Below are 19,662 nucleotides of genomic sequence, written 5' to 3' on the forward strand. Positions count from 1 at the left end.
AAGCGACACGGCCCCCGCTGCATCACGCAGCGGGGGCCGTGTCGCGTCTCGGGTCAGCTGCGGGCGGCCGTGCCCGTGTAGTCGTCCGAGGCGGACACCCAGCTCATAAGACCGCGCAGCTTGCGGCCGGTCTCCTCGATCGGGTGCGCCTCGGCCGCCGCGCGCTTGGCCGTGAAGTCCGGCGCGCCGGCGTCCTGGTCGGCGATGAAGGCCGCGGCCCACGAGCCGTCCTTGATCGCGGCCAGGACCTCGCCCATGGACTCCTTGACCCGGGCGTCGATCACCTTCGGACCGGAGGTGTAGTCGCCGTACTCGGCGGTGTCCGACACCGACCAGCGCTGCTTGGCGATCCCGCCCTCGTACATGAGGTCGACGATCAGCTTGAGCTCGTGCAGGCACTCGAAGTACGCGACCTCCGGCTGGTAGCCGGCCTCGGTGAGGGTCTCGAACCCGGCGGTGATCAGCGCACTGGCGCCACCGCAGAGCACGGCCTGCTCACCGAAGAGGTCGGTCTCGGTCTCCTCGGCGAAGGTGGTCTTGATGACGCCGGCGCGGGTGCCGCCGATCCCCTTGGCGTAGGAGAGCGCGAGCTGCAGCGCGGAGCCGCTGGCGTCCTGCTCCACGGCGACCAGGCAGGGCACGCCCTTGCCGTCGGAGAACTCGCGGCGCACCAGGTGGCCGGGACCCTTGGGGGCGACCATCGCGACGTCCACACCGGCCGGGGGCTTGATGTAGCCGAAGCGGATGTTGAAGCCGTGGCCGAAGAACAGCGCGTCGCCGTCCTGCAGGTTCGGCTCGACCGACTCGGCGTAGAGGGTCCGCTGCACGTGGTCCGGCGCCAGGATCATGATCAGGTCGGCCTCGGCGGCCGCCTCGGCGGGGGTGACGACGCGCAGGCCCTCGGCCTCGGCCTTCGGCCGGCTCTTGCTGCCCTCGGGCAGGCCCACGCGGACGTCGACCCCGGAGTCGCGCAGGGACAGCGCGTGCGCGTGCCCCTGGCTGCCGTACCCGAGGACGGCGACGGTGCGCCCCTGGATGATCGAGAGGTCGGCGTCGTCGTCGTAGAAGATCTCGGCGGCCATGCTGTGGTTGTTCCCTTCGGTTGGTCTGTGCGAGTGCGGTGAGGGTTAAGCGGAGCGCTCGACGGGGCGCAAGGTACCGGCGCCCGACATCGATCGAGGACCCCGGCCCAGGGCCACGGTCCCGGACTGCGCCATCTCCTTGATCCCCAGGGGGGCGAGGACGGCGAGCAGCGCCTGCAGCTTGTCCGGCGTACCGGTCGCCTCGAGGGTGACGGTGTCGGGGTTGACGTCGACCACCCGGGCGCGGAACAGCTCGGCGGTCTGGAGCACCTGGGTGCGCTCGGCCAGCGGCGCGCGCACCTTGACCAGCAGCAGCTCGCGCTGCACCGCGGCCCCGGAGTCCAGCTCGACGATCTTGATGATCTCGATCAGCTTGTTGAGCTGCTTGGTGATCTGCTCGAGCGGCTGGCTCTCGGCGTCGACGACGATCGTCATCCGGGACAGGTCGGGGTTCTCCGTCGGCCCGACGGCGAGCGACTCGATGTTGAAACCGCGGCGGCTGAACAGCGCCGAGACGCGGGCCAGGACACCGGACTTGTTCTCGACCAGCACGGAGAGCGTGTGGCGTGACATGCGCACGTTTCCTTCCAAGGGGGGCGGACGACCGATGGCCCCGTCCAGAGGCTCGCCCCGAGCGGAGCGAGGGGTGAGGGGGACGGGGTCCTTCCGCTATACCTGTCCGTCGCCGAAGACCGGTCGCAGACCGCGCGCGGCCAGGATGTCGTCGTTGCTGGCACCCGCGGCCACCATCGGCCACACCTGGGCGTCGTGACCGACGACGAAGTCGATGACCACCGGGGCGTCGTTGATCGACATGGCCTTCTCGATGACCGCGTCGACGTCGTCCTTGCTCTCGCAGCGCAGGCCCACGCAGCCCAGCGCCTCGGCGAGCAGCACGAAGTCGGGGATGCGCACCGCCTTCGGGGTGCCGTCGGCGTTGCGGGCGTGCAGCTTCGTGTTGGAGTAGCGACCCTCGTAGAAGAGGGTCTGCCACTGCCGCACCATGCCGAGGTTGCCGTTGTTGATGACGGCGACCTTGACCGGGATCCCCTCCATCGCGCAGGTGGCGAGCTCCTGGTTGGTCATCTGGAAGCAGCCGTCGCCGTCGATCGCCCAGACGGTGGTGTCGGGACGGCCGTACTTGGCACCCATGGCCGCCGGCACGGCGTAGCCCATGGTGCCCAGGCCGCCGCTGTTGAGCCAGGTGCCCGGCTTCTCGTACTTGACGAACTGCGCGGCCCACATCTGGTGCTGGCCGACGCCCGCGGCGTAGATCGCGTCCGGCCCGGCGATGGCACCGAGGCGCTCGATCACGTACTGCGGGGACAGCGAGCCGTCCTCGGGCCAGTCGTAGCCCAGGGGGTAGCGCCGACGCCACTCGTCCAGCTGTGCCCACCAGGCGCTCAGGTCGGGGGCCTCCCCCGCCCCGCGCTCGCTGCGGAGGATCTCGACCAGCTGGGCGATGGTCTCCTTGGCGTCGCCCACGATGGGGACGTCGGCCTTGCGGTTCTTGCCGATCTCGGCGGGGTCGATGTCGGCGTGCACCACGAGCGCGCCAGGAGCGAAGCTGGCGAGGTCGCCGGTCACCCGGTCGTCGAAGCGCGCACCGAGGGCGACGAGCAGGTCGGCCTTCTGCAGCGCGGTGACGGCGGTGACGTTGCCGTGCATGCCCGGCATGCCGAGGTTCTGCGGGTGGCTGTCGGGGAACGCGCCGCGGGCCATGAGGGTGGTCACGACCGGTGCGCCGGTCAGCTCGGCCAGCTCGGCCAGCTCGTCGGTGGCGCCGGCCTTGAGCACCCCGCCGCCGACGTAGAGGACCGGCCGGCGCGCGCCGGCGATCATCGCCGCCGCCTCGCGGACCTGCTTGCCGTGCGGCCGGGTGGTCGGCTTGTACCCGGGCAGGTCCAGCCGCGGCGGCCAGGAGAAGTCGGTGGTCGCCTGCAGCACGTCCTTGGGGATGTCCACGAGGACCGGGCCGGGCCGGCCGGTGCTGGCCAGGTGGAACGCCTCGGCGATGCGCTGCGGGATCTCGCGGGCGTCGGTGACCAGGAAGTTGTGCTTCGTCACCGGCATCGTGATGCCGCGGATGTCGGCCTCCTGGAAGGCGTCGGTGCCGATCGCGGCGCTGGGCACCTGCCCGGTGATGGCGACGACGGGCACCGAGTCCATGTGCGCGTCCGCCAGCGGGGTGACCAGGTTGGTCGCCCCGGGGCCGGAGGTCGCCATGCAGACGCCGACCTTGCCGGTGGCCTGGGCGTAGCCGGTCGCGGCGTGCCCCGCGCCCTGCTCGTGGCGCACGAGCACGTGCCGCACCCGGGAGTCGAAGAGCGGGTCGTACGCCGGGAGGATCGCGCCGCCGGGGATGCCGAAGATGACCTCGACGCCGACGGCCTCGAGCGAACGGACGAGGCTCTGCGCCCCGGTGATGCCGGTCGCCGGCTCGGCGGCGGCCTCGGCGATGGAACGGGCCGTCGTCTCGACACCGGTGAGGGCGGCGGCCGCCTCACGGGTGGCCGCATCGCGGGCGGTGTGGTCCCGGGACGCGTGCTCGCTCGGGGTGGTGGTCATCTCGGCGTTCTCCTGGCCTTGCAAGGCGGGTGGGGCGGGCGGAACGAGCTCGGGCAACAAAAAACCCCTCGTGCCACAGGCACGGAGGGGTCAGCGCGTCGGTCGCAGGACCGACGCGCTAGGCGACTACGAGAATCAGGGAGGCGCGAGGCACCTGCACACTGTGCGCCTCACCGGCGCCGGTCGTCAACCAGCCCGTCCCACCACGTGGACACTGGTGTCCATTTCCAACGGGCCGGAGCTGAACACCTCCGGGTCGAAGTCGTCGAGGAAGGCGGGCAGGTCCGCCATGGCCATCGGCCGGCCGATCAGCCATCCCTGGACGAACCGGCACTGCATGGACCGCAGTGCCTGCAGCTGTCCGGGGGTCTCGACCCCCTCGGCGACGACGTCCATGCCGAGGGTGCGACCGAGGTCGACGACCGCCGCCACGAGCACCGCCCCCCGCGGGTCGGTCTCGATCTGGCCGATGAACTCGCGGTCCATCTTCAGGACGTCGACCGGCAGGCGGGCGAGGTAGGCCAGCGACGAGTAGCCGCGGCCGAAGTCGTCAAGGGAGATGATGCAGCCCATCTCCCGGAGGGTGGCCAGATCGCTCTGCAGCCGGTCCTCCGCGTCGAGCATGATCGACTCGGTCACCTCGATCATCAGCCGGTTCGGCGGGACGCCCGACTCGGCGAGGGCCTGGGCGACGTCGGGGGCCAGGCACCCGGCCTGCAGGTGGCGGACGGAGATGTTGATCCCAAGCTTGAGGTCCCGGTCCTCGGCGAGCAGACCGGCGAAGTCCGCCGTCGCCGTGCGCAGGACCCACTGCTGCAGCGGCACGATGAGGCCGTCGGCCTCGGCCAGCTCGATGAACTCGTCCGGTGACACCGTGCCGAGCACCGGGTGGTCCCAGCGGACCAGGGCCTCCAGGCCCAGGATGCGGCGCTCCTCGATGCCGGCCACGGGCTGGTAGACCATGCGGAACTGCTCCAGCTCGATCGCGGCCGCGAGGTCGCGGGCGAGGCGGGTGCGCCGGCCCAGGGCGCTGTCGATGGCGTGCCCCGCCGTCCGGACGCAGCTCTTCCCCGCGCCCTTGGCAGCCCGCAGGGCCAGGTCCGCGCGCCGGATCGTCGTGGAGATGTCGTCGGCCGGGTCGAGCTCGGTGACGCCGATGCTGCCCGAGATCTCGAAGACGACCCCGGCGGCGACGGCCCCCGCGGTCCCGCCGTCGGCGACCGGGCGCACCGTGCGCAGATCGGCGACGATCCGCTCGGCGAGCGCCGTCGCCTCCTCGATGCCGTCGTCGACCAGGACGGCGAACTCGTCGCCGCCGAGGCGGCCGACCAGGTCCCCGTCGCGCACGGTCGCCCGCAGCCGCTCGGCGACCTGGATGAGCAGGTGGTCGCCGGCCTCGTGCCCGGCGATGTCGTTGACCGGCTTGAAGCCGTCGAGGTCCAGGAGCAGGAAGCTGGCGGGCTGTCCCTTCGCCGCCCGCGTGCGGGCCGCGGCCAGGGCGGCCATCAGGCGGGCCCGGTTGGGCAGCCCCGTCAGGTAGTCGGTGTAGGCCAGCCGCTCCAGCTCGCGCTCGGTGCTGCGCCGGCCGGCGACGTCGCGCAGGTGCAGCACCACGCCGTCGCGGCTCCGCTGCCCGGGCCCGGCGCCACCGGGCAGGCCCGCGGACGATGCGGTCCGGACGGTCTCGAACTCGCGCCAGGACCCGTCGCGGCCGATCAGCCGGAACACCGGGTCCCGGTCGTCGCCGCCGGCGTCCGGGTCGAGCGCACGGTGCAGCTCGTAGCGGTCGTCGTCGTGGACCAGGTCGCGCAGGACCCGGCCCTCGAGGTCCCGGACCGGCCAGGACGACGCCGTCGAGGTCCCCGCGGAGGCCCACGTGACCTGGCCACGGGCGTCGAGCACCACGGTCAGGTCGGCCGACCGGTGCACCAGCGTGCGGAAGTAGGCCTCGGTGCGCAGCACCTGCCGGGTCAGGCGGGCGCCGTCGGCAACCCAGACCAGCGTCCGCAGCAGCGTCAGGGCGGTCAGGACGGCGACCGTGACCGCCTCGGCGGGGCCGATCGGGCGCCCGGCGGCCAGCCCGCCGAGGAGCAGCAGGAGCACCCCCGAGCCGAGGCAGTAGCTGACGACGATGCCGGCCAGGGGCACCCCCACCGTCGGCTCGTCCGTGCGGGCCCGCGGCCCGGGGTCGTCGGCCAGCGCACGCGTCACCGCGGCGACCATGGCCAGGTAGGCGGTCGATGTCACCGCGTCGAGAACCGCGGACGGACTGCCGACCGCGAAGGCGCCGCTGGCCATCGTGACCGCCAGCGAGGCGAACGCGATCAGCAACCAGGCGGCGGCGGGCCGGCGCGGGGCGGAGACCCCCGAGAAGGTGACCAGCCCGGCGGCGACCAGGACCCCGCTGATCGCCGGGTAGCCCAGCGTGAGCAGGGGGTCCCTTCCGGGGCCGCTCGCCAGCGGCACCAGGAGACCGAGAAGGAGCCCCAGGGAGATCAGCGCGACCGCGGCGTCCAGGACGACCTGGACGCGCAGCCGCCCGCCCGCCGAGCGCACGAGGCGCACGCACAGGAGGACGGCGATCGGGCCCGTGGCGACCAGCGGGAGGTCCGAGAGCCCCGCTGCCGTCGGGTTGACGCCGACGCCGGCGATGGCCCGGGCGAGGTGGCCGAGCCCGAGGAGCCCGGCGATGGCGGCGAAGGCCCGCCAGATGCCGGCGACCTGCGGGTCCAGGCCCCGGCTGTGCCGCAGGACGAGAGCGCCGACGACGAAGGTGACGACCGCCAGGACAGCCGGGGCGCTGCGCGCATTCGCGGCCGGGTGGGTGAGCAGCTGCACGACCAGTGCGGCGGCCACCGCGGCGAGCCAGCCGGCGACCGCGGCCCACGGCCACGTGGGTGTCCGGGGATCCCCCGTCCCGGGACGGCTCACCGGGTGCCGGCCGACCCGGGCAGCAGCACGCCGTCCCCGTCGGCGAGCGACTCGACGAACTGCGTGAGCGGCGCGGGACGGGCGATCACGAACCCCTGGGCGAAGCCGCAGCCGAAAGCGGTGAGCGCGGCCAGTTGGGCCGCGGTCTCCACGCCCTCGGCGACGGTGTGGAGCCCCAGCGCCCGGCCGATGCCGATCACGGACTCGCACAGCGCGCGGCTCTGCGGATCGCGGTCGATACGGGTGATCAGCGAGCGGTCGAGCTTGACGATGTCGATGGGCAGGCGCGTGAGGTTCGCCAGGGCGGACGAGCCGCTGCCGAAGCCGTACAGGGCCACGTGCACGCCCATGAGCCGGAGGCTGGCGACGTCCTGGCCCAGTCGCTCCCCGTCGGACATCACGGCCGGGGCGTCGATCTCCAGCACCAGCCGCTCCGGCGCCAGGCCGGAGCGCAGCAGCGCCGCCTCGACGTCGGTGACCACGCTGCCGCCGGCCAGGTAGCCGGCCGGGACCTTGATGCCGAGCTGGAGGGGCTTGCCGCATTCCGGCATCCCGACGGCGGCGACGGCGGCCGCCTCCAGCGACCAGCGCACGAGCTCACCGATCAGACCGGCCCGCTCGGCGACGGGCGCGAACTCCGACGGGGAGATCTCCCCGAGGGTGCCGTGCCGCCAGCGCAGCTGGGCCTCGACGCCCGTGACGCGCTGCTCCTCGAGGGAGACGGTCGGCTGGAAGACCAGGAACAGCTCACCCCTGGCGGCGGCACCCTGCAGGTCGTGGCGGAGCCGGGTCCGCCGTGCGGCGGCGTCCCCGAGGGCCGCGTCGTAGCGGCGGGCGGAACCGGGGCCGGCCTCGTGGGCGGCCCGTACGGCGAGGTCGGCGCGCTCGAGGACGACGTCCACGCCAGCTCCGGGGTCCATCCCGGCGAGTCCGACCGCGGCGGTCAGCTCGAGGATCCCCGCGGAGGTCGCGATCGGCTGCTCGACGACGGCGAGGCAGCGGTGGGCCAGCCGGTCGGCGTCGCCGTCGTCGCCGTGGGCCAGGACGGCGAAGGCTCCGCCGCCCATCCGGGCCACGGTGTCCTCGCCGCGCACCGTCGCGCGCAGGCGCCGGCCGACCTCGGCCACGGCGCTGCTGACGGTCTCCCGGCCGGCGTTGTCGCGCGCGGCGTTCAGGCCGATCAGCTCGATCAGGAGCAGCGTCGCCGGCTCCCCCGGGGACCCGGAGACCTCGCCCTGGAGGGCGCGGAGGATCCCGGCGTTGTTGGGCAGCCCCGTCATCGGGTCGGTGTAGGCGATCGCCTGGAGTGCCTGCTCGCGGGCGTGCCGCTCGGTCATGTCGCGGCAGTGCAGCACCACCGCGCCGACGTCGGCGTCCCGGCGCAGGTCGGACACCCCTGCCTCGAGGTAGTGCCACTCCCCCGCGCCGTCGGGCAGCCGGAGGGTGAGCAGGCCGCTGCCCGCGGGGACGGGGACAGGTGCTCCGCCGTCGACGGGCAGCGCCGCCCTCAGCCCGGGGACGTCGTCGGGGTGCACCGCGGTGAGCAGCTCCGTGCCGACGAGCGAGCCCGCTGCGTCCCCGAGGGCGCGATCCAGTGCCGGGGAGGCCCAGCTGATCCGCAGGGCGTCGTCGAGCACGACGACGGCGTCCCCCGCGGACCGCACCACGGAGCGGAAGTAGGCCTCGCTGCGCCGCAGGCGGGCGGCGAGCTGCTGCTCCTCGCGGGCGGTCAGCCACCGGTGCACCGCGGTCAGCACGACGCAGAAGAACAGCCCGACGATCATGCCCTCCGTCGGCCGGCCGCCGGTCAGGGCGACCCCGCCGACGGTGGCCACGGCGGACAGCAGCGCGAGGTGCGGGAGGACCTGCGCGAGGTCGAACGACCACCGCCCCTGTCCAGCGGAGTCCGCACCGACCTGCCGGGTGTCCAGCAGGACCGCGAGGGCCAGCAGGAACAGGCCGGTGGAGACCGAGAAGCGAGCGGCGATCAGCGGCACCGACGCGCCGGACAGCATCGCCGACGTGCCCAGGCCCCGGCCGGCGGTGAGCAGGGCGGTGCCGGCGAGGAGGACGACGACCATGCGGCGGCGGCTCGGCTCGGCGAGGCCGAGCGCGGTGAGCGCGGCCGCCATGGTGGCGGACGTGGTGACCACGGCGGCGCCCAGGACCACCCGTTCGTCCATGGCGAGCTCCGCCCAGCGACCGGCCGGACCCACGACGAGCAGGCTGACCATGATCAGCGACGCGAAGAGGAAGAGGGCGACCTCCACGGCGACCCGGGGGCGCACGCGCAGTCGCCGGCAGTCGACGAGGCTGAGGATCGCGATGATCGCGATGACGTATCCGGGCACCGTGGGGAGCCAGCGGTAGACCGCGAGCTGTACCGGCTCGACGGGGGCGGCCACCAGGGCGACCAGCGCACCGGTGGCGGGGAGCAGCGGCGCGACGGCGAAGAGCCGCCAGGCGCGTGGGCGGGCGGTCCGTGACGCGGAGGTCCACAGGACCGCGGAGGCCATCAGACCGGCGGCCACGACGGCGACCTCGCCGACAGCGCGCAGGGCAGGCTCCACCGCGGCCACCAGGCACCCGAGGGCGACCGGGACCGCGGCGGCGAGCAGCCACCATCGACGGGAGTCCACACCGTTCTCTCGGCACCCCCGGGAACGGAGACGAGCCGGCGCGTGGCGACCTCACCCGTCGGGGTTAAGGCTCCCTCGCACGGCCCCGCCGCGAGTGGGGGGGCGAGGGGTCCTTGCTCAGCCGCAGATCGCCCCCTGCGCGGCCGAGCCCACGAGCTTGGCGTACTTGCCCAGGACACCGGTCGTGTAGCGGGGCGGGAGCGGGCTCCAGCCCTCCCGGCGCCGGGCCAGCTCCTCGTCGTCGACGAGCAGGTCGAGGGTGCGGGCGGCCAGGTCCAGCCGGATGGGGTCGCCGTCGCGCACGAAGGCGATCGGGCCGCCGTCGGTGGCCTCGGGCGCCACGTGCCCGATGCAGAGACCCGTCGTGCCGCCGGAGAACCGGCCGTCGGTGAGCAGCAGGACGTCCTTGCCGAGACCGGCACCCTTGATCGCGCCGGTGACGGCGAGCATCTCGCGCATCCCGGGTCCGCCCCTCGGGCCCTCGTACCGGATGACGACGACGTCGCCCGGCTTCAGGGTGCCCTCGGTGACGGCGTCCATCGCGCCCTGCTCGCCGTCGAAGACGCGGGCGGTGCCCTCGAAGACCTCGGTGTCGAAGCCGGCCGACTTCACCACGGCCCCCTCGGGAGAGAGCGAGCCGCGCAGCACCGAGAGCCCGCCGGTCTTGTGGATCGGGTCGCTCATCGCGTGGATGATCGCGCCGTCGGGGTCCGGCGGGGCGATTTCGGCGAGGTTCTCCGCCATCGTCTTCCCGGTCACGGTGAGGACGTCGCCGTGCAGGAGCCCGGCGTCGAGCAGCGCGCGCAGCACCACCGGGACGCCGCCGATGCGGTCGACGTCGGTCATCACGAAGCGGCCGAACGGCTTCACGTCGGCGAGGAGCGGAGTGCGGTCGCCGATCCGGTTGAAGTCCTCGAGCTCGAGGTCCACCTGTGCTTCGTGCGCGATCGCCATGAGGTGCAGGACGGCGTTGGTGGAGCCGCCCAGCGCCATGACGACGGTGATCGCGTTCTCGAACGCCTCCCGCGTCATGATCTGGCGCGCGGTGATGCCCTTCCGGAGCAGGTTCACGACCGCCTCCCCCGAGGCGACGGCGAACGCGTCGCGGCGGCTGTCGGGGGCCGGCGGAGCGGCACTTCCGGGCAGGGCCATGCCCAGGGCCTCGGCGACGCTGGCCATGGTGTTGGCGGTGTACATGCCGCCGCAGGAACCCTGACCGGGGCAGGCCGCCTTCTCGATCGCGGTCAGCTCGTCACGGGAGATGAGCCCGCGCGCGCACGCCCCGACGGCCTCGAAGACGTCGATGATCGTGAGGTCGCGGTCCCCGAGCTTGCCGGGCATCGTCGAGCCCGAGTACAGGAAGACGCTGGCGAGGTCGAGGCGCGCGGCGGCCATGAGCATGCCGGGCAGCGACTTGTCGCAGCCGGCCAGCAGCACCGAGCCGTCCAGCCGCTCGGCGAACATGACCGTCTCGACCGAGTCGGCGATGACCTCGCGGGAGACCAGTGAGGCGCGCATGCCCTCGTGTCCCATGGAGATGCCGTCGGAGACCGAGATCGTGCCGAACTCGAGCGGGAAGCCGCCGGCGGCGCGGACGCCGTCCTTGGCGCGCTTGGCGAGCCGGTCCAGGGAGAGGTTGCAGGGGGTGATCTCGTTCCAGGACGACGCGACGCCGATCTGCGGCTTGGCGAAGTCGTCATCGCCCATGCCCACCGCGCGGAGCATGGCGCGGGCGGGGGCCTTGGCGTCCCCGTCGGTCACCTCGAAGCTGCGCGGCTTGAGGTTGGCGGTCTCGCTGCCTGCGGGGCGGTCCTCGGTGGTCGTCACGAGCGCCGATGCTAGGCCGCCCGGCGGCTTACTCCGAGACGGCGTTGATGCTAGTACTGGTACCACCACCGACCTGAGGAGGTCGCATGACCGCCAGCACCCGGCGTGAGCTCGCCGAGTTCCTCGGTTCCCGGCGCCGTCAGCTGTCCCCGGCTGCGGTCGGCCTGCCCGCGGGTGGGAGCCGCCGGACACCGGGTCTGCGCCGGGAGGAGGTCGCGCTGCTCGCCGGGGTGAGCCACACCTGGTACACGTGGCTCGAGCAGGGGCGCGACATCCGCCCCTCGCGCCAGGTGATGGACGCCCTCGCCCGCACGCTGCACCTGTCCACCGCCGAGCACGAGTACCTGCTGCGGCTCTCCGGTCACGGCGGCGCGCAGACCTCCGGAGCGTTCGACGGGGTGCCGGCCCACCTGCAGCGGCTGATGGATGCCCTCGGCTCCTCCCCCGCGTACGCGATCACCTCGAGCTGGTCCATCGTGGGCTGGAACCGGGCCTACGAGCGGCTCTACCCGGGGGTGGCCGCGCTGCCGGCCGCCGACCGGAACCTGCTGTGGGTGGTCTTCACCGATCCCGCCGTCCGCACGCTGCTGGGCGACTGGGCCGGCGACAGCCGGCGTTTCCTCACCCAGTTCCGCGCCGAGGCCGGCCCACGGCTCGGCGATCCGGAGGTGGTCGACCTGGTCACGCGGCTGCAGGCCGCCAGTCCCTCCTTCCGCGAGGGCTGGGCGAGCCATGACGTCGACCGGTTCAGCTCGACGGAACGGCGCTTCGAGCACGCGGTCGTCGGCACGCTCGTGCTGGAGCACCACCAGGTCACCCCCTCGGACGCCCCCGGCCTCCAGCTGGTGGTCTACACCGCCGCCGTCGGCACGGACGCCGCCGAGAAGCTGGCCCGGCTCACGGGATGAGCGGTCTGGGAGGATCGGAAGTCGTGGACTCCCCCGCCCGCCTGCGGATGAGCCGGACCGCGCTGTTCCCCGTCGGTCTGCTGGCGCTGTGCGTCATCCCGCTGGCCTTCTCCGCGCCGTGGACCCCCGTACTGCTGCTGATCCCCCTGGTCGTCGCGCTGTGGGTGCTCCGGGTCGGCGTCGACGTCTCCGACGACGGCCTGACGATCCGGGCCGCGTTCGGTCAGCGACGGGTGCCGTGGACGTCGGTCGCGGGGATCCGCGTCGCGCAGCGCGGCGACCTGTGGCTGGTCACCACCGCCGGCACCGAGCTCAAGCTGCCGGTCATGCGGGCGCGCGACCTCCCGCAGCTGGCCGCCCTCTCCGGCGGGCGGATCGAGGTCCCGCCGCCCCCGGCCTGACGGCTCAGTACCGGTCGACGACGTTGACCAGCGGCTCGCCGGCCAGCACCCGCGACAGCTGGTCGGTCACCGCGGCGGCCGCGCGGGCGTTCGTGTCGGGCACCGCCCCGCCCACGTGCGGGGTGAGCAGCAGGCCGGGCGCCGACCACAGCGGGTGCCCCGGCGGCAGCGGCTCGGGGTCGGTGACGTCGAGCGCGGCACGCAACCGGCCGCTCGACAGCTCGGCGAGCAGGGCGTCGGTGTCGACGACCACCCCGCGGGCCGCGTTGACCAGGAGGGCGCCGTCGGGCATGGCGGCCAGGAAGGCCGCGTCGACCATGCCCGTGGTCTCCGGTGTCACCGGCACGATGAGGACGACGACGTCGGCGTCCGGGAGCAGGTCGGGCAGCTCGTCCATGCCGTGCACGCCCTCCCGCGCGGTCCGGGCGACGTAGGTGGGCTCGACGTCGAAGCCGGACAGCATCCGTCCGATCGTGCGGCCGATGTCGCCCGCGCCGACGACGAGGACGCGGGCGCCGACGAGGGAGCGGTGGGTCGTCGGCGACCACCGCCCGGCGTCCTGCTCGCGCACGAAGAAGGGGATCCCGCGCTGGGCGGCGAGGGTCGCCGTCACCGCCCATTCCGCCGTCGACGGCGTGTGCGCGCCGCGTGCGTTGCAGAGGAGCAGGTGCTCGGGCAGCCGGTCGACGAACCGCTCCGCCCCGGCGCTGAGCAACTGGACCAGGCGCAGCTGCGGCAGCGCCTCGAAGAACTCCGGGCCCGGCAGGTCCGCGCCGCTGGACCGCGGGACCCAGACCTGGGCGAGCGCCGCCTCCGCGGTGGGTGCGGCCTCCGCCGGATCGATGCGGTGCGCCCGGACGCGGGGGGACAGCGCCTCGACGGCGGCCCCCAGCGCGCGGGAGGGCACGAGCACGTGCAGGGTCTCGTCCGGTTCCAGGGGCACCTTCGGCACGCCCGGACTCTAGGCGGCGACGGCGCGGGCGCACGTACTGTGATGCGGGTGGGACGACGGCCGGCGCGCAGGACCTCACGGCTGCTCGCCGTGACGCTGGCCGCCGCCGTGCTGACCGCGTGCGGCAGCGACGGGTACGAACCCGACGGGCCGTTCCGGCCGCTCCCGGAGGGTGCGCCGCCGGAGGTGGGCCCGCCGTCGTCGAGTGCCCCGGTCCCCGGTGAGCCCGCGCAGCCCGGAGCCGGCGAGGAGGGCGGCGACCCGAACGTCGTGGCCTCCGGGTTGAGCGTCCCGACCGGCCTGGTGCTCCTGCCCGACGGCAGCGCGATCGTCGGTGAGCGGGACACCGGCCGGCTGGTGCAGGTGTTCCCCGACCGCTCCCCCGCCCGCGAGCTCATGACGGTGCCGGGCATCGACACCGCCGGCGACGGCGGGCTGCTGGGCCTGGCGCTGTCGCCGACCTACGTCGAGGACGGCCTGCTCTACGCCTACGTCTCCACGGCGACGGACAACCGGGTGGTGCGCTTCCCGCTCGGCGGCACCCCCAACCCGGTGCTGACCGGCATCCCCCGCGGTGAACGGCACAACGGCGGCGGGCTGGTGTTCGGGCTCGAGGGCAACCTGTTCGTGGGTACGGGCGACGTCGGCGACCCGGCCCTCGCAGCGGACCCGAACTCGCTCGCCGGCAAGGTCCTGCAGATCGACGTGTTCGGCCGGCCGGTCGGCGCCGGCCCGGTGCACAGCCTCGGCCACCGCGACGTCACGGCGCTGTGCCAGTCGGTGGTCCCCGACCCCGAGGAGCCGACCGCCACCCTCTACGCCACCGACGACGCGGCCGAGGGCCCGGATGCGCTGGACCGGGTGACCGAGGGGGCCGACTACGGCACGGTGGCTCCCCTGGTCGAGGTGCCGGCCGAGGAGGGTGGCCTCGGCGGGTGCGCCGCCGCGGGCAGTGCGATCTTCCTCGGCGCACTGGACGGCCAGCGGGTGCACGCCTTCACCCTGGACGGCACCGGGGCCGTCGTCGGCGAGCCCGAGGAGTTCCTGGGCGGCGAGTACGGCCGGCTGCGGACCGTCGTCATCGACGCCGAGGGCGCGCTGTGGATCACCACGTCGAACCGCGACGGCATCGGGACGCCGGCCGAGGACGACGACCGCGTACTCCGGATCCTCCCGCCGTCCGCGGCCGGCAACTCTCCGCTCTGACCTGCGGCCGCACGTCGGAAACTGTCGGACCCCGTCCGTATCGTCGCTCATGTGTTCGAGGGCGGTGGGTTCGGCGTCGGGGTGACGGTCAACACCCTCGACGAGTCGCCGTGGCCGCCGTCGGTCCTGCCACCCGGGGTGGTCGAGCGGCCGACGCGGCTGGGTGAGCTGCTGCCGGTCGCCGCGCGCACCGACGCCGAGATCGCCGTGGAGCTGCAGCGGATCGATCAGGTGGAGGCCCGGCTGGCCGCCTACCGGGCCGAGTTGGTCGCGGAGCTGGCCGGGCGGCGGCCGGACTCCCGGGATCGGCAGATCGGTGAGCCCGGTGCGGCGTCACCGGGCTGGCTGCCCGGCCCCGGTCGGGAAGCAGCACCCGGGGTGAGTGAGTTCTTCGCTGACGAGCTGGCGATGATCTCCTGCTGCTCGCGGACCGCGGCGACCAGGCAGGCCGACCTATCGGTGCTGCTGGTCGAGAAGCTGTCCGGCACGTGGGCGGCGATGGCCGACGGCCAGCTGGACCGGCCGCGCGGCATGGCGCTGGCCGCCGAGCTGCTGGAACCCTCCCGTGATCTGGAGCCGCAGATCCTTGCCGCGGTCGAGGCGGCGGTGCTGCCCGGGGCGCGGGAGCTGTCCATCCGCCGGCTGCAGGCCGCGGTGCGCGCCGAACTGCTGCGCCACGACCCGGCGGCGGCCGACCGGCGGCGGGAGCAGGCCGCCCGCGCCGCCGACGTCACCGTCCGGCCGATGCGCGACGGGATGGCGCAGCTGTCGGTGTTCCTGCCCCAGGACATGGCGGACACCATCAGCCGCACCCTGGACGGCTACGCACGTATGGCCAAAGCCGACGGCGACTCGCACGGCATCGGGCAGCTGCGGGTCGGGGTGCTCTACGACCTGGTCACCCGCCCCTGGGACACCAGCCGGCCACCGGTCACCGCCCACCTCACCGTCCTGGCACCCCTGGGCGCCCTCCGGGACCCCGCCTCGGCGCCCACGGCGGAGCTGGGCGGGGAGCCGATCACCGCCGCCCACCTGCGCTCCCTGCTCGAAGAGCTCGACGCGCTGTGCCCCGGCGGGCTGCAGGCCCCGGCCGGCGGCACCCTGCACCTGGCCCTCACCGACCCGGTCACCGGCGCCCTGCGCGCCGTCGTCGCCCGGGCCGAACTCGAACGCCTGGCCCGCCGCGGCTGCGCACGCCACCCCGACAGCGACGCCCATGAGAACTGCGGCTGCCCGGTGCTGGACCGGCCACCGCCGGTCGACCGCTACCGGCCCAGCGCCGCCCTGCGCCGCTTCGTCACCACCCGCGACCGCACCTGCCGGCATCCCGGCTGCCGCAACACCGCCGGCTGGGCCGACCTCGACCACACCCTCGCCCACGCCGACGGCGGCGCCACCGACTGCGAGAACCTCTGCTGCCTGTGCCGCCGCCACCACCGACTCAAGACCCACGCCCCCGGCTGGACCTTCACCATGACCGACGACGGCGTCCTCACCGTCACCACACCCAGCGGCGTCACCCGCATCACCCGACCACCCGGCTACGACGACGAAACCGCCCGCGCAGCACAGCCCGAGAACGAACCGGCGCCCTTCTGAGGGACGCCGGCGATCAGGACGCGGTCAGGCGCTCCTCGAGCATGCGCTTGACCGTGGCCGCGTCGGCCTTGCCGCGCGTGGTCTTCATGACGGCACCCACCAGCGCGCCGATGGCCTGCACCTTGCCTCCGCGGACCTTCTCGGCGACGTCGGGGTTGGCCTCGATGGCGGCGTCGACGGCGGCGACCAGTTCGTCGGAGTCGCCCATGACGGCCAGCCCGCGGGCCTCCACGACGGCGGCGGGACCGCCCTCACCGGCCAGGACGCCGTCCAGGGCCTGACGGGCCAGCTGGTCGTTGATCGTCCCGGCGGAGATGAGCCCGATCAGCTCGGCCACCTGCGCCGGCGTGACGGCGAGGTCGGACAGGTCGGTGCCGGCGTCGTTCGCCCGGCGGGCCAGCTCACCGAGCCACCACTTGCGCGCGTCCGACGGCGAGGCGCCGGCCGCCACCGTGTCGCTGACCAGCTCGACGGCGCCGGCGTTGACCAGCCACGCCATCTCGGTCGGCGTGATGCCCCACTCGTCGGACAGCCGCGACCGGCGGGCGGCGGGCAGCTCCGGGAGCATCGCGGCGAGCTTGGCGACCCACTCCTCGTCCGGTGCCACCGGTACGAGGTCGGGCTCGGGGAAGTACCGGTAGTCGGTGGCCTCCTCCTTGCTGCGCCCCGGCGAGGTGGTGCCGGTGTCCTCGTGGAAGTGCCGGGTCTCCTGCAGGATCCGCGTTCCCTCGTCGAGGAGCGCGGCCTGGCGACGCATCTCGAAGCGCACGGCGCGCTCCACGGACCGCAGCGAGTTGACGTTCTTCGTCTCCGTGCGGGTGCCCCACTCCAGGCTGCCGATCGGGGCCAGGGAGGTGTTGACGTCGCAGCGCAGGTTGCCCTGCTCCATCCGAACCTCGGAGACCCCGAGCGCGAGCAGGATCTCGCGCAGCTCGGTGACGTAGGCCTTGGCCACCTCGGGGGCCTTCGCGCCGGCGCCCGGGATGGGCCGGGTGACGATCTCCACCAGCGGGATGCCCGCGCGGTTGTAGTCGATCAGCGAGTGGTCCGCGCCGTGGATCCGGCCGGTGGCGCCGCCGACGTGCAGGTTCTTGCCGGTGTCCTCCTCGAGGTGCACGCGCTCGATCTCCACGCGGTAGGTCTCGCCGTCGACCTCGACGTCCAGGTGCCCGGCGGTGCAGAGCGGCTCGTCGTACTGCGTGGTCTGGAAGCCCTTGGGGATGTCCGGGTAGAAGTAGTTCTTGCGGGCGAACCGCGACCAGGTGGCGATCCGGCAGCCCAGCGCCAGGCCGATGCGGATGGTCGACTCGATCGCCATCGCGTTGGCCACCGGCAGCGAGCCGGGGAGGCCGAGGCAGACCGGGCAGGTCTGGGTGTTCGGCTCGGCGCCGAACGTGGTCGAGCAGCCGCAGAACATCTTGGAGGCGGTGCCGAGCTCGACGTGCGTCTCGAGGCCGATCACCGGTTCGTAGCGGGTGAGGACCTGGTCGTAGTCGACCAGCGTGTCGGTGCTCATGGAGCGGGGTCCTCCTTGCGGACGGGAGCGCCCGGGGCGGTGCGGAGGGCAAAAGCGGCCCCGACACCGGTCAGCACCCCGAGGAAGACGAACACGGCGAAGGCGGCACGGTCGGTGACGATCCAGCCCACGACGCCGGCGACGATGACGAACGCGGTGAGCGCCCAGGCGGCCTTGAGTGCCCCGTTCACGCGGCACCACCCACGGGCTCGGCGTCGCGTCGCGGCAGCTGGTCGAGGAACCGGGACCCGCGGGCGGCGTCCTGGGCGGCCTCGAGGGCCGCGGCCACCTGGTAGCAGCGCTCGTCGGCGAGCGCGGGCGCCATGACCTGGAAGCCGACCGGCAGGCCGTCGGAGAGCCCGCACGGCACCGAGATCGCCGGCACCCCGGCCAGGCTGGCCGGCAGCGTGCAGAGATCCGCGGCATACATGGCGACCGGGTCGTCCACGCGGGAGCCGAGCGGGAACGCGACGGTCGGCGTCGTGGGGCTGACCAGGACGTCGACGTCGGCGTAGGCGGCCGAGAAGTCGCGGGAGATCAGCGTCCGCACCTTCTGCGCCTGGCCGTAGTAGGCCTCGTAGTACCCGCTCGACAACGCGTAGGTGCCCAGGATGATCCGGCGCTTCACCTCGGCGCCGAAACCCTGCTCACGGGTCAGCGCCATGACCTCGTCGAGGTCGTGGTTGCCGTCGTCGCCGACACGGAGGCCGTACCGGACGCCGTCGAAGCGGGACAGGTTGGACGACGCCTCGCTCGGTGCGATCAGGTAGTAGGCCGGCAGGGCGAGGTCGAACGCGGGGCAGGACACCTCGCGCACCTCCGCGCCCATGCTCTCCAGCAGGGCGACGGCCTCGGTGAAGCGGTCGAGGACGCCCTGCTCGTAGCCGTCGGTGTGGCCCTGGCCCCCGAGCTCGCGGACGACGCCGACCTTCAGGCCGGACAGGTCGCCCTCGGCGCCGCGGCGGGCGCACTCGGCCAGCACCGGCACCGGGACGTCGATGCTCGTGGAGTCGAGCGGGTCGTGCCCGCCGATCGCCTCGTGCAGCAGCGCGGCGTCCAGGACCGTGCGGGCCATGGGGCCGGCCTGGTCGAGGCTGGAGGAGAAGGCGATGAGGCCGTACCGGGAGACCGAGCCGTAGGTCGGCTTGTGGCCGACCAGGCCGGTGAGTGCGGCCGGCTGACGGATCGAGCCACCGGTGTCGGTGCCGATCGCCCACGGGGCCAGCCCACCGGCGACCGCGGCGGACGAGCCGCCCGAGGACCCACCGGGGATCCGCTCGGGGTTCCACGGGTTGCGGGTGACGCCGTAGGCGGAGTTCTCGGTGGACGAGCCCATCGCGAACTCATCCATGTTGGTCTTGCCGAGCAGCACCGTGCCCGCGGCGGCCAGCCGGGCGGCGACTGTCGCGTCGTAGGGCGGCTTCCAGCCCTCGAGGATGCGCGAGCCACTGGTGGTGGGGATGCCTTCGGTGACGACGACGTCCTTGAGCGCCACCGGGATGCCCGCCAGGCCGGTGCCCGCCTTCCCGGACGCGTCGACGGCGGCGGCGCGCTCGAGAGCGGCCTCCGGGTCGACGTGCAGGTAGGCGCCGAGCACGCCGTCCTCGGCCTCGATGCGGTCGAGGTAGGTGCGGGTGACGTCGGCCGACGTGGCGCCGTCGGCGAGCGCGGCCTGCAGCTCGGAGACGGTCATGGAGGTGAAGGAGGTGCTCACGCCTCCTCCTGGAGGATGCGGGGCACGCGGAAACGGTCGTCCTCGGCGGCGGGCGCGCCCGCGAGGACGGTCTCGCGGGGCAGGCTCGGCCGGACGACGTCCTCGCGCATGACGTTGGTCATCGGGACGGCGTGGGTGGTCGGCGGGACGTCCTCGACGCCGGCCTTGCCGACCTGCGCCACGGCGTCGAGCACGGCGGCCAGCTGACCGGCGAAGAGGACGAGCTCCTCGTCGGTCACCGCCAGCCGGGCGAGGCGCGCGAGGTGCGCCACCTCGTCGCGGGACAGTTGACCCTGGGACGGCGTGCTCATGCTGGGGT

At 73.8% G+C, this 19,662-nt stretch carries 15 protein-coding genes; 4 read left to right on the top strand and 11 right to left on the bottom strand.

Annotation, left to right across the window (positions count from 1 at the left end):
* Positions 1-53: 53 nt before the first annotated feature.
* The 6 genes from ilvC to ilvD form a co-directional block, all read right to left on the bottom strand.
* The gene (gene ilvC, locus CRP30_RS00655; RefSeq protein ID WP_097182053.1) at positions 54-1,082 is read right to left on the bottom strand and encodes a ketol-acid reductoisomerase; all 1,029 of its coding nucleotides are present in this window, start codon (positions 1,080-1,082) and stop codon (positions 54-56) included.
* 45 nt (positions 1,083-1,127) lie between these two features.
* The gene (ilvN, locus tag CRP30_RS00660) at positions 1,128-1,655 is read right to left on the bottom strand and encodes an acetolactate synthase small subunit (protein WP_097182054.1); all 528 of its coding nucleotides are present in this window, start codon (positions 1,653-1,655) and stop codon (positions 1,128-1,130) included.
* Between the two features lie 96 nt (positions 1,656-1,751).
* Positions 1,752-3,650 (bottom strand): acetolactate synthase large subunit, encoded by a 1,899-nt coding sequence (locus CRP30_RS00665; RefSeq protein WP_097182055.1) that lies wholly within the window; start codon positions 3,648-3,650, stop codon positions 1,752-1,754.
* A gap of 186 nt (positions 3,651-3,836) precedes the next feature.
* The gene (locus tag CRP30_RS00670) at positions 3,837-6,581 is read right to left on the bottom strand and encodes a putative bifunctional diguanylate cyclase/phosphodiesterase (RefSeq protein ID WP_097182056.1); all 2,745 of its coding nucleotides are present in this window, start codon (positions 6,579-6,581) and stop codon (positions 3,837-3,839) included.
* The gene (locus CRP30_RS00675) at positions 6,578-9,220 is read right to left on the bottom strand and encodes a putative bifunctional diguanylate cyclase/phosphodiesterase (protein WP_097182057.1); all 2,643 of its coding nucleotides are present in this window, start codon (positions 9,218-9,220) and stop codon (positions 6,578-6,580) included. The genes CRP30_RS00670 and CRP30_RS00675 overlap by 4 nt, the downstream gene beginning before the upstream one ends.
* 117 nt (positions 9,221-9,337) lie before the next feature.
* Positions 9,338-11,047, bottom strand: coding sequence for a dihydroxy-acid dehydratase (ilvD, locus tag CRP30_RS00680; RefSeq protein ID WP_097182058.1), 1,710 nt, complete (start codon positions 11,045-11,047; stop codon positions 9,338-9,340).
* Between the two features lie 86 nt (positions 11,048-11,133).
* On the opposite strand from ilvD, the gene CRP30_RS00685 reads away from it, so the two are divergent.
* Entirely contained in the window at positions 11,134-11,955 is an 822-nt protein-coding gene (locus CRP30_RS00685) for a helix-turn-helix transcriptional regulator (protein WP_097182059.1), read from the top strand.
* 23 nt (positions 11,956-11,978) lie between these two features.
* A complete protein-coding gene (locus CRP30_RS00690; RefSeq protein ID WP_235003085.1) occupies positions 11,979-12,356 on the top strand; it encodes a PH domain-containing protein in 378 nt (125 codons plus the stop codon).
* A 4-nt stretch (positions 12,357-12,360) separates the two neighbouring features.
* On the opposite strand, the gene CRP30_RS00695 is transcribed toward CRP30_RS00690, so the two are convergent.
* Entirely contained in the window at positions 12,361-13,308 is a 948-nt protein-coding gene (locus CRP30_RS00695) for a 2-hydroxyacid dehydrogenase (protein WP_200814488.1), read from the bottom strand.
* A gap of 42 nt (positions 13,309-13,350) precedes the next feature.
* Between CRP30_RS00695 and CRP30_RS00700 the strand changes: the two genes are divergently transcribed.
* Positions 13,351-14,514, top strand: coding sequence for a PQQ-dependent sugar dehydrogenase (locus CRP30_RS00700; protein WP_097182061.1), 1,164 nt, complete (start codon positions 13,351-13,353; stop codon positions 14,512-14,514).
* 51 nt (positions 14,515-14,565) lie between these two features.
* A complete protein-coding gene (locus tag CRP30_RS00705) occupies positions 14,566-16,113 on the top strand; it encodes an HNH endonuclease signature motif containing protein (RefSeq protein ID WP_099459137.1) in 1,548 nt (515 codons plus the stop codon).
* Between the two features lie 13 nt (positions 16,114-16,126).
* Here CRP30_RS00705 and gatB read toward each other — a convergent pair whose 3' ends face one another.
* From gatB to gatC, 4 genes are read right to left on the bottom strand one after another with little or no spacing between them, the layout of a single operon-like run.
* Entirely contained in the window at positions 16,127-17,629 is a 1,503-nt protein-coding gene (gene gatB / locus CRP30_RS00710; RefSeq protein ID WP_097182063.1) for an Asp-tRNA(Asn)/Glu-tRNA(Gln) amidotransferase subunit GatB, read from the bottom strand.
* Entirely contained in the window at positions 17,626-17,820 is a 195-nt protein-coding gene (locus CRP30_RS00715; RefSeq protein ID WP_097182064.1) for a hypothetical protein, read from the bottom strand. The genes gatB and CRP30_RS00715 overlap by 4 nt, the downstream gene beginning before the upstream one ends.
* Positions 17,817-19,343: an Asp-tRNA(Asn)/Glu-tRNA(Gln) amidotransferase subunit GatA gene (gene gatA, locus CRP30_RS00720; RefSeq protein WP_235003087.1), complete on the bottom strand. Its 1,527-nt coding sequence runs from the start codon at positions 19,341-19,343 to the stop codon at positions 17,817-17,819. Before gatA ends, CRP30_RS00715 begins: the two co-directional genes overlap by 4 nt.
* Positions 19,340-19,654 carry an Asp-tRNA(Asn)/Glu-tRNA(Gln) amidotransferase subunit GatC gene (gene gatC, locus CRP30_RS00725; RefSeq protein WP_097182065.1) on the bottom strand — a complete coding sequence of 105 codons (315 nt, stop codon included), beginning with the start codon at positions 19,652-19,654 and terminating at the stop codon, positions 19,340-19,342. The genes gatA and gatC overlap by 4 nt, the downstream gene beginning before the upstream one ends.
* Positions 19,655-19,662 lie beyond the last annotated feature (8 nt).

The organism is Blastococcus haudaquaticus (assembly GCF_900230285.1).
GTDB classification, from domain to species: domain Bacteria; phylum Actinomycetota; class Actinomycetes; order Mycobacteriales; family Geodermatophilaceae; genus Blastococcus_B; species Blastococcus_B haudaquaticus.

Bases quoted from the DNA above. Each gene is read 5' to 3' on its own strand.
- ilvC (WP_097182053.1), bottom strand. From the start codon at position 1,082: ATGGCCGCCGAGATCTTCTACGACGACGACGCCGACCTCTCGATCATC.
- ilvN (WP_097182054.1), bottom strand. From the start codon at position 1,655: ATGTCACGCCACACGCTCTCCGTGCTGGTCGAGAACAAGTCCGGTGTC.
- CRP30_RS00665 (WP_097182055.1), bottom strand. From the start codon at position 3,650: ATGACCACCACCCCGAGCGAGCACGCGTCCCGGGACCACACCGCCCGC.
- CRP30_RS00685 (WP_097182059.1), top strand. From the start codon at position 11,134: ATGACCGCCAGCACCCGGCGTGAGCTCGCCGAGTTCCTCGGTTCCCGG.
- CRP30_RS00700 (WP_097182061.1), top strand. From the start codon at position 13,351: ATGCGGGTGGGACGACGGCCGGCGCGCAGGACCTCACGGCTGCTCGCC.
- gatB (WP_097182063.1), bottom strand. From the start codon at position 17,629: ATGAGCACCGACACGCTGGTCGACTACGACCAGGTCCTCACCCGCTAC.
- gatC (WP_097182065.1), bottom strand. From the start codon at position 19,654: ATGAGCACGCCGTCCCAGGGTCAACTGTCCCGCGACGAGGTGGCGCAC.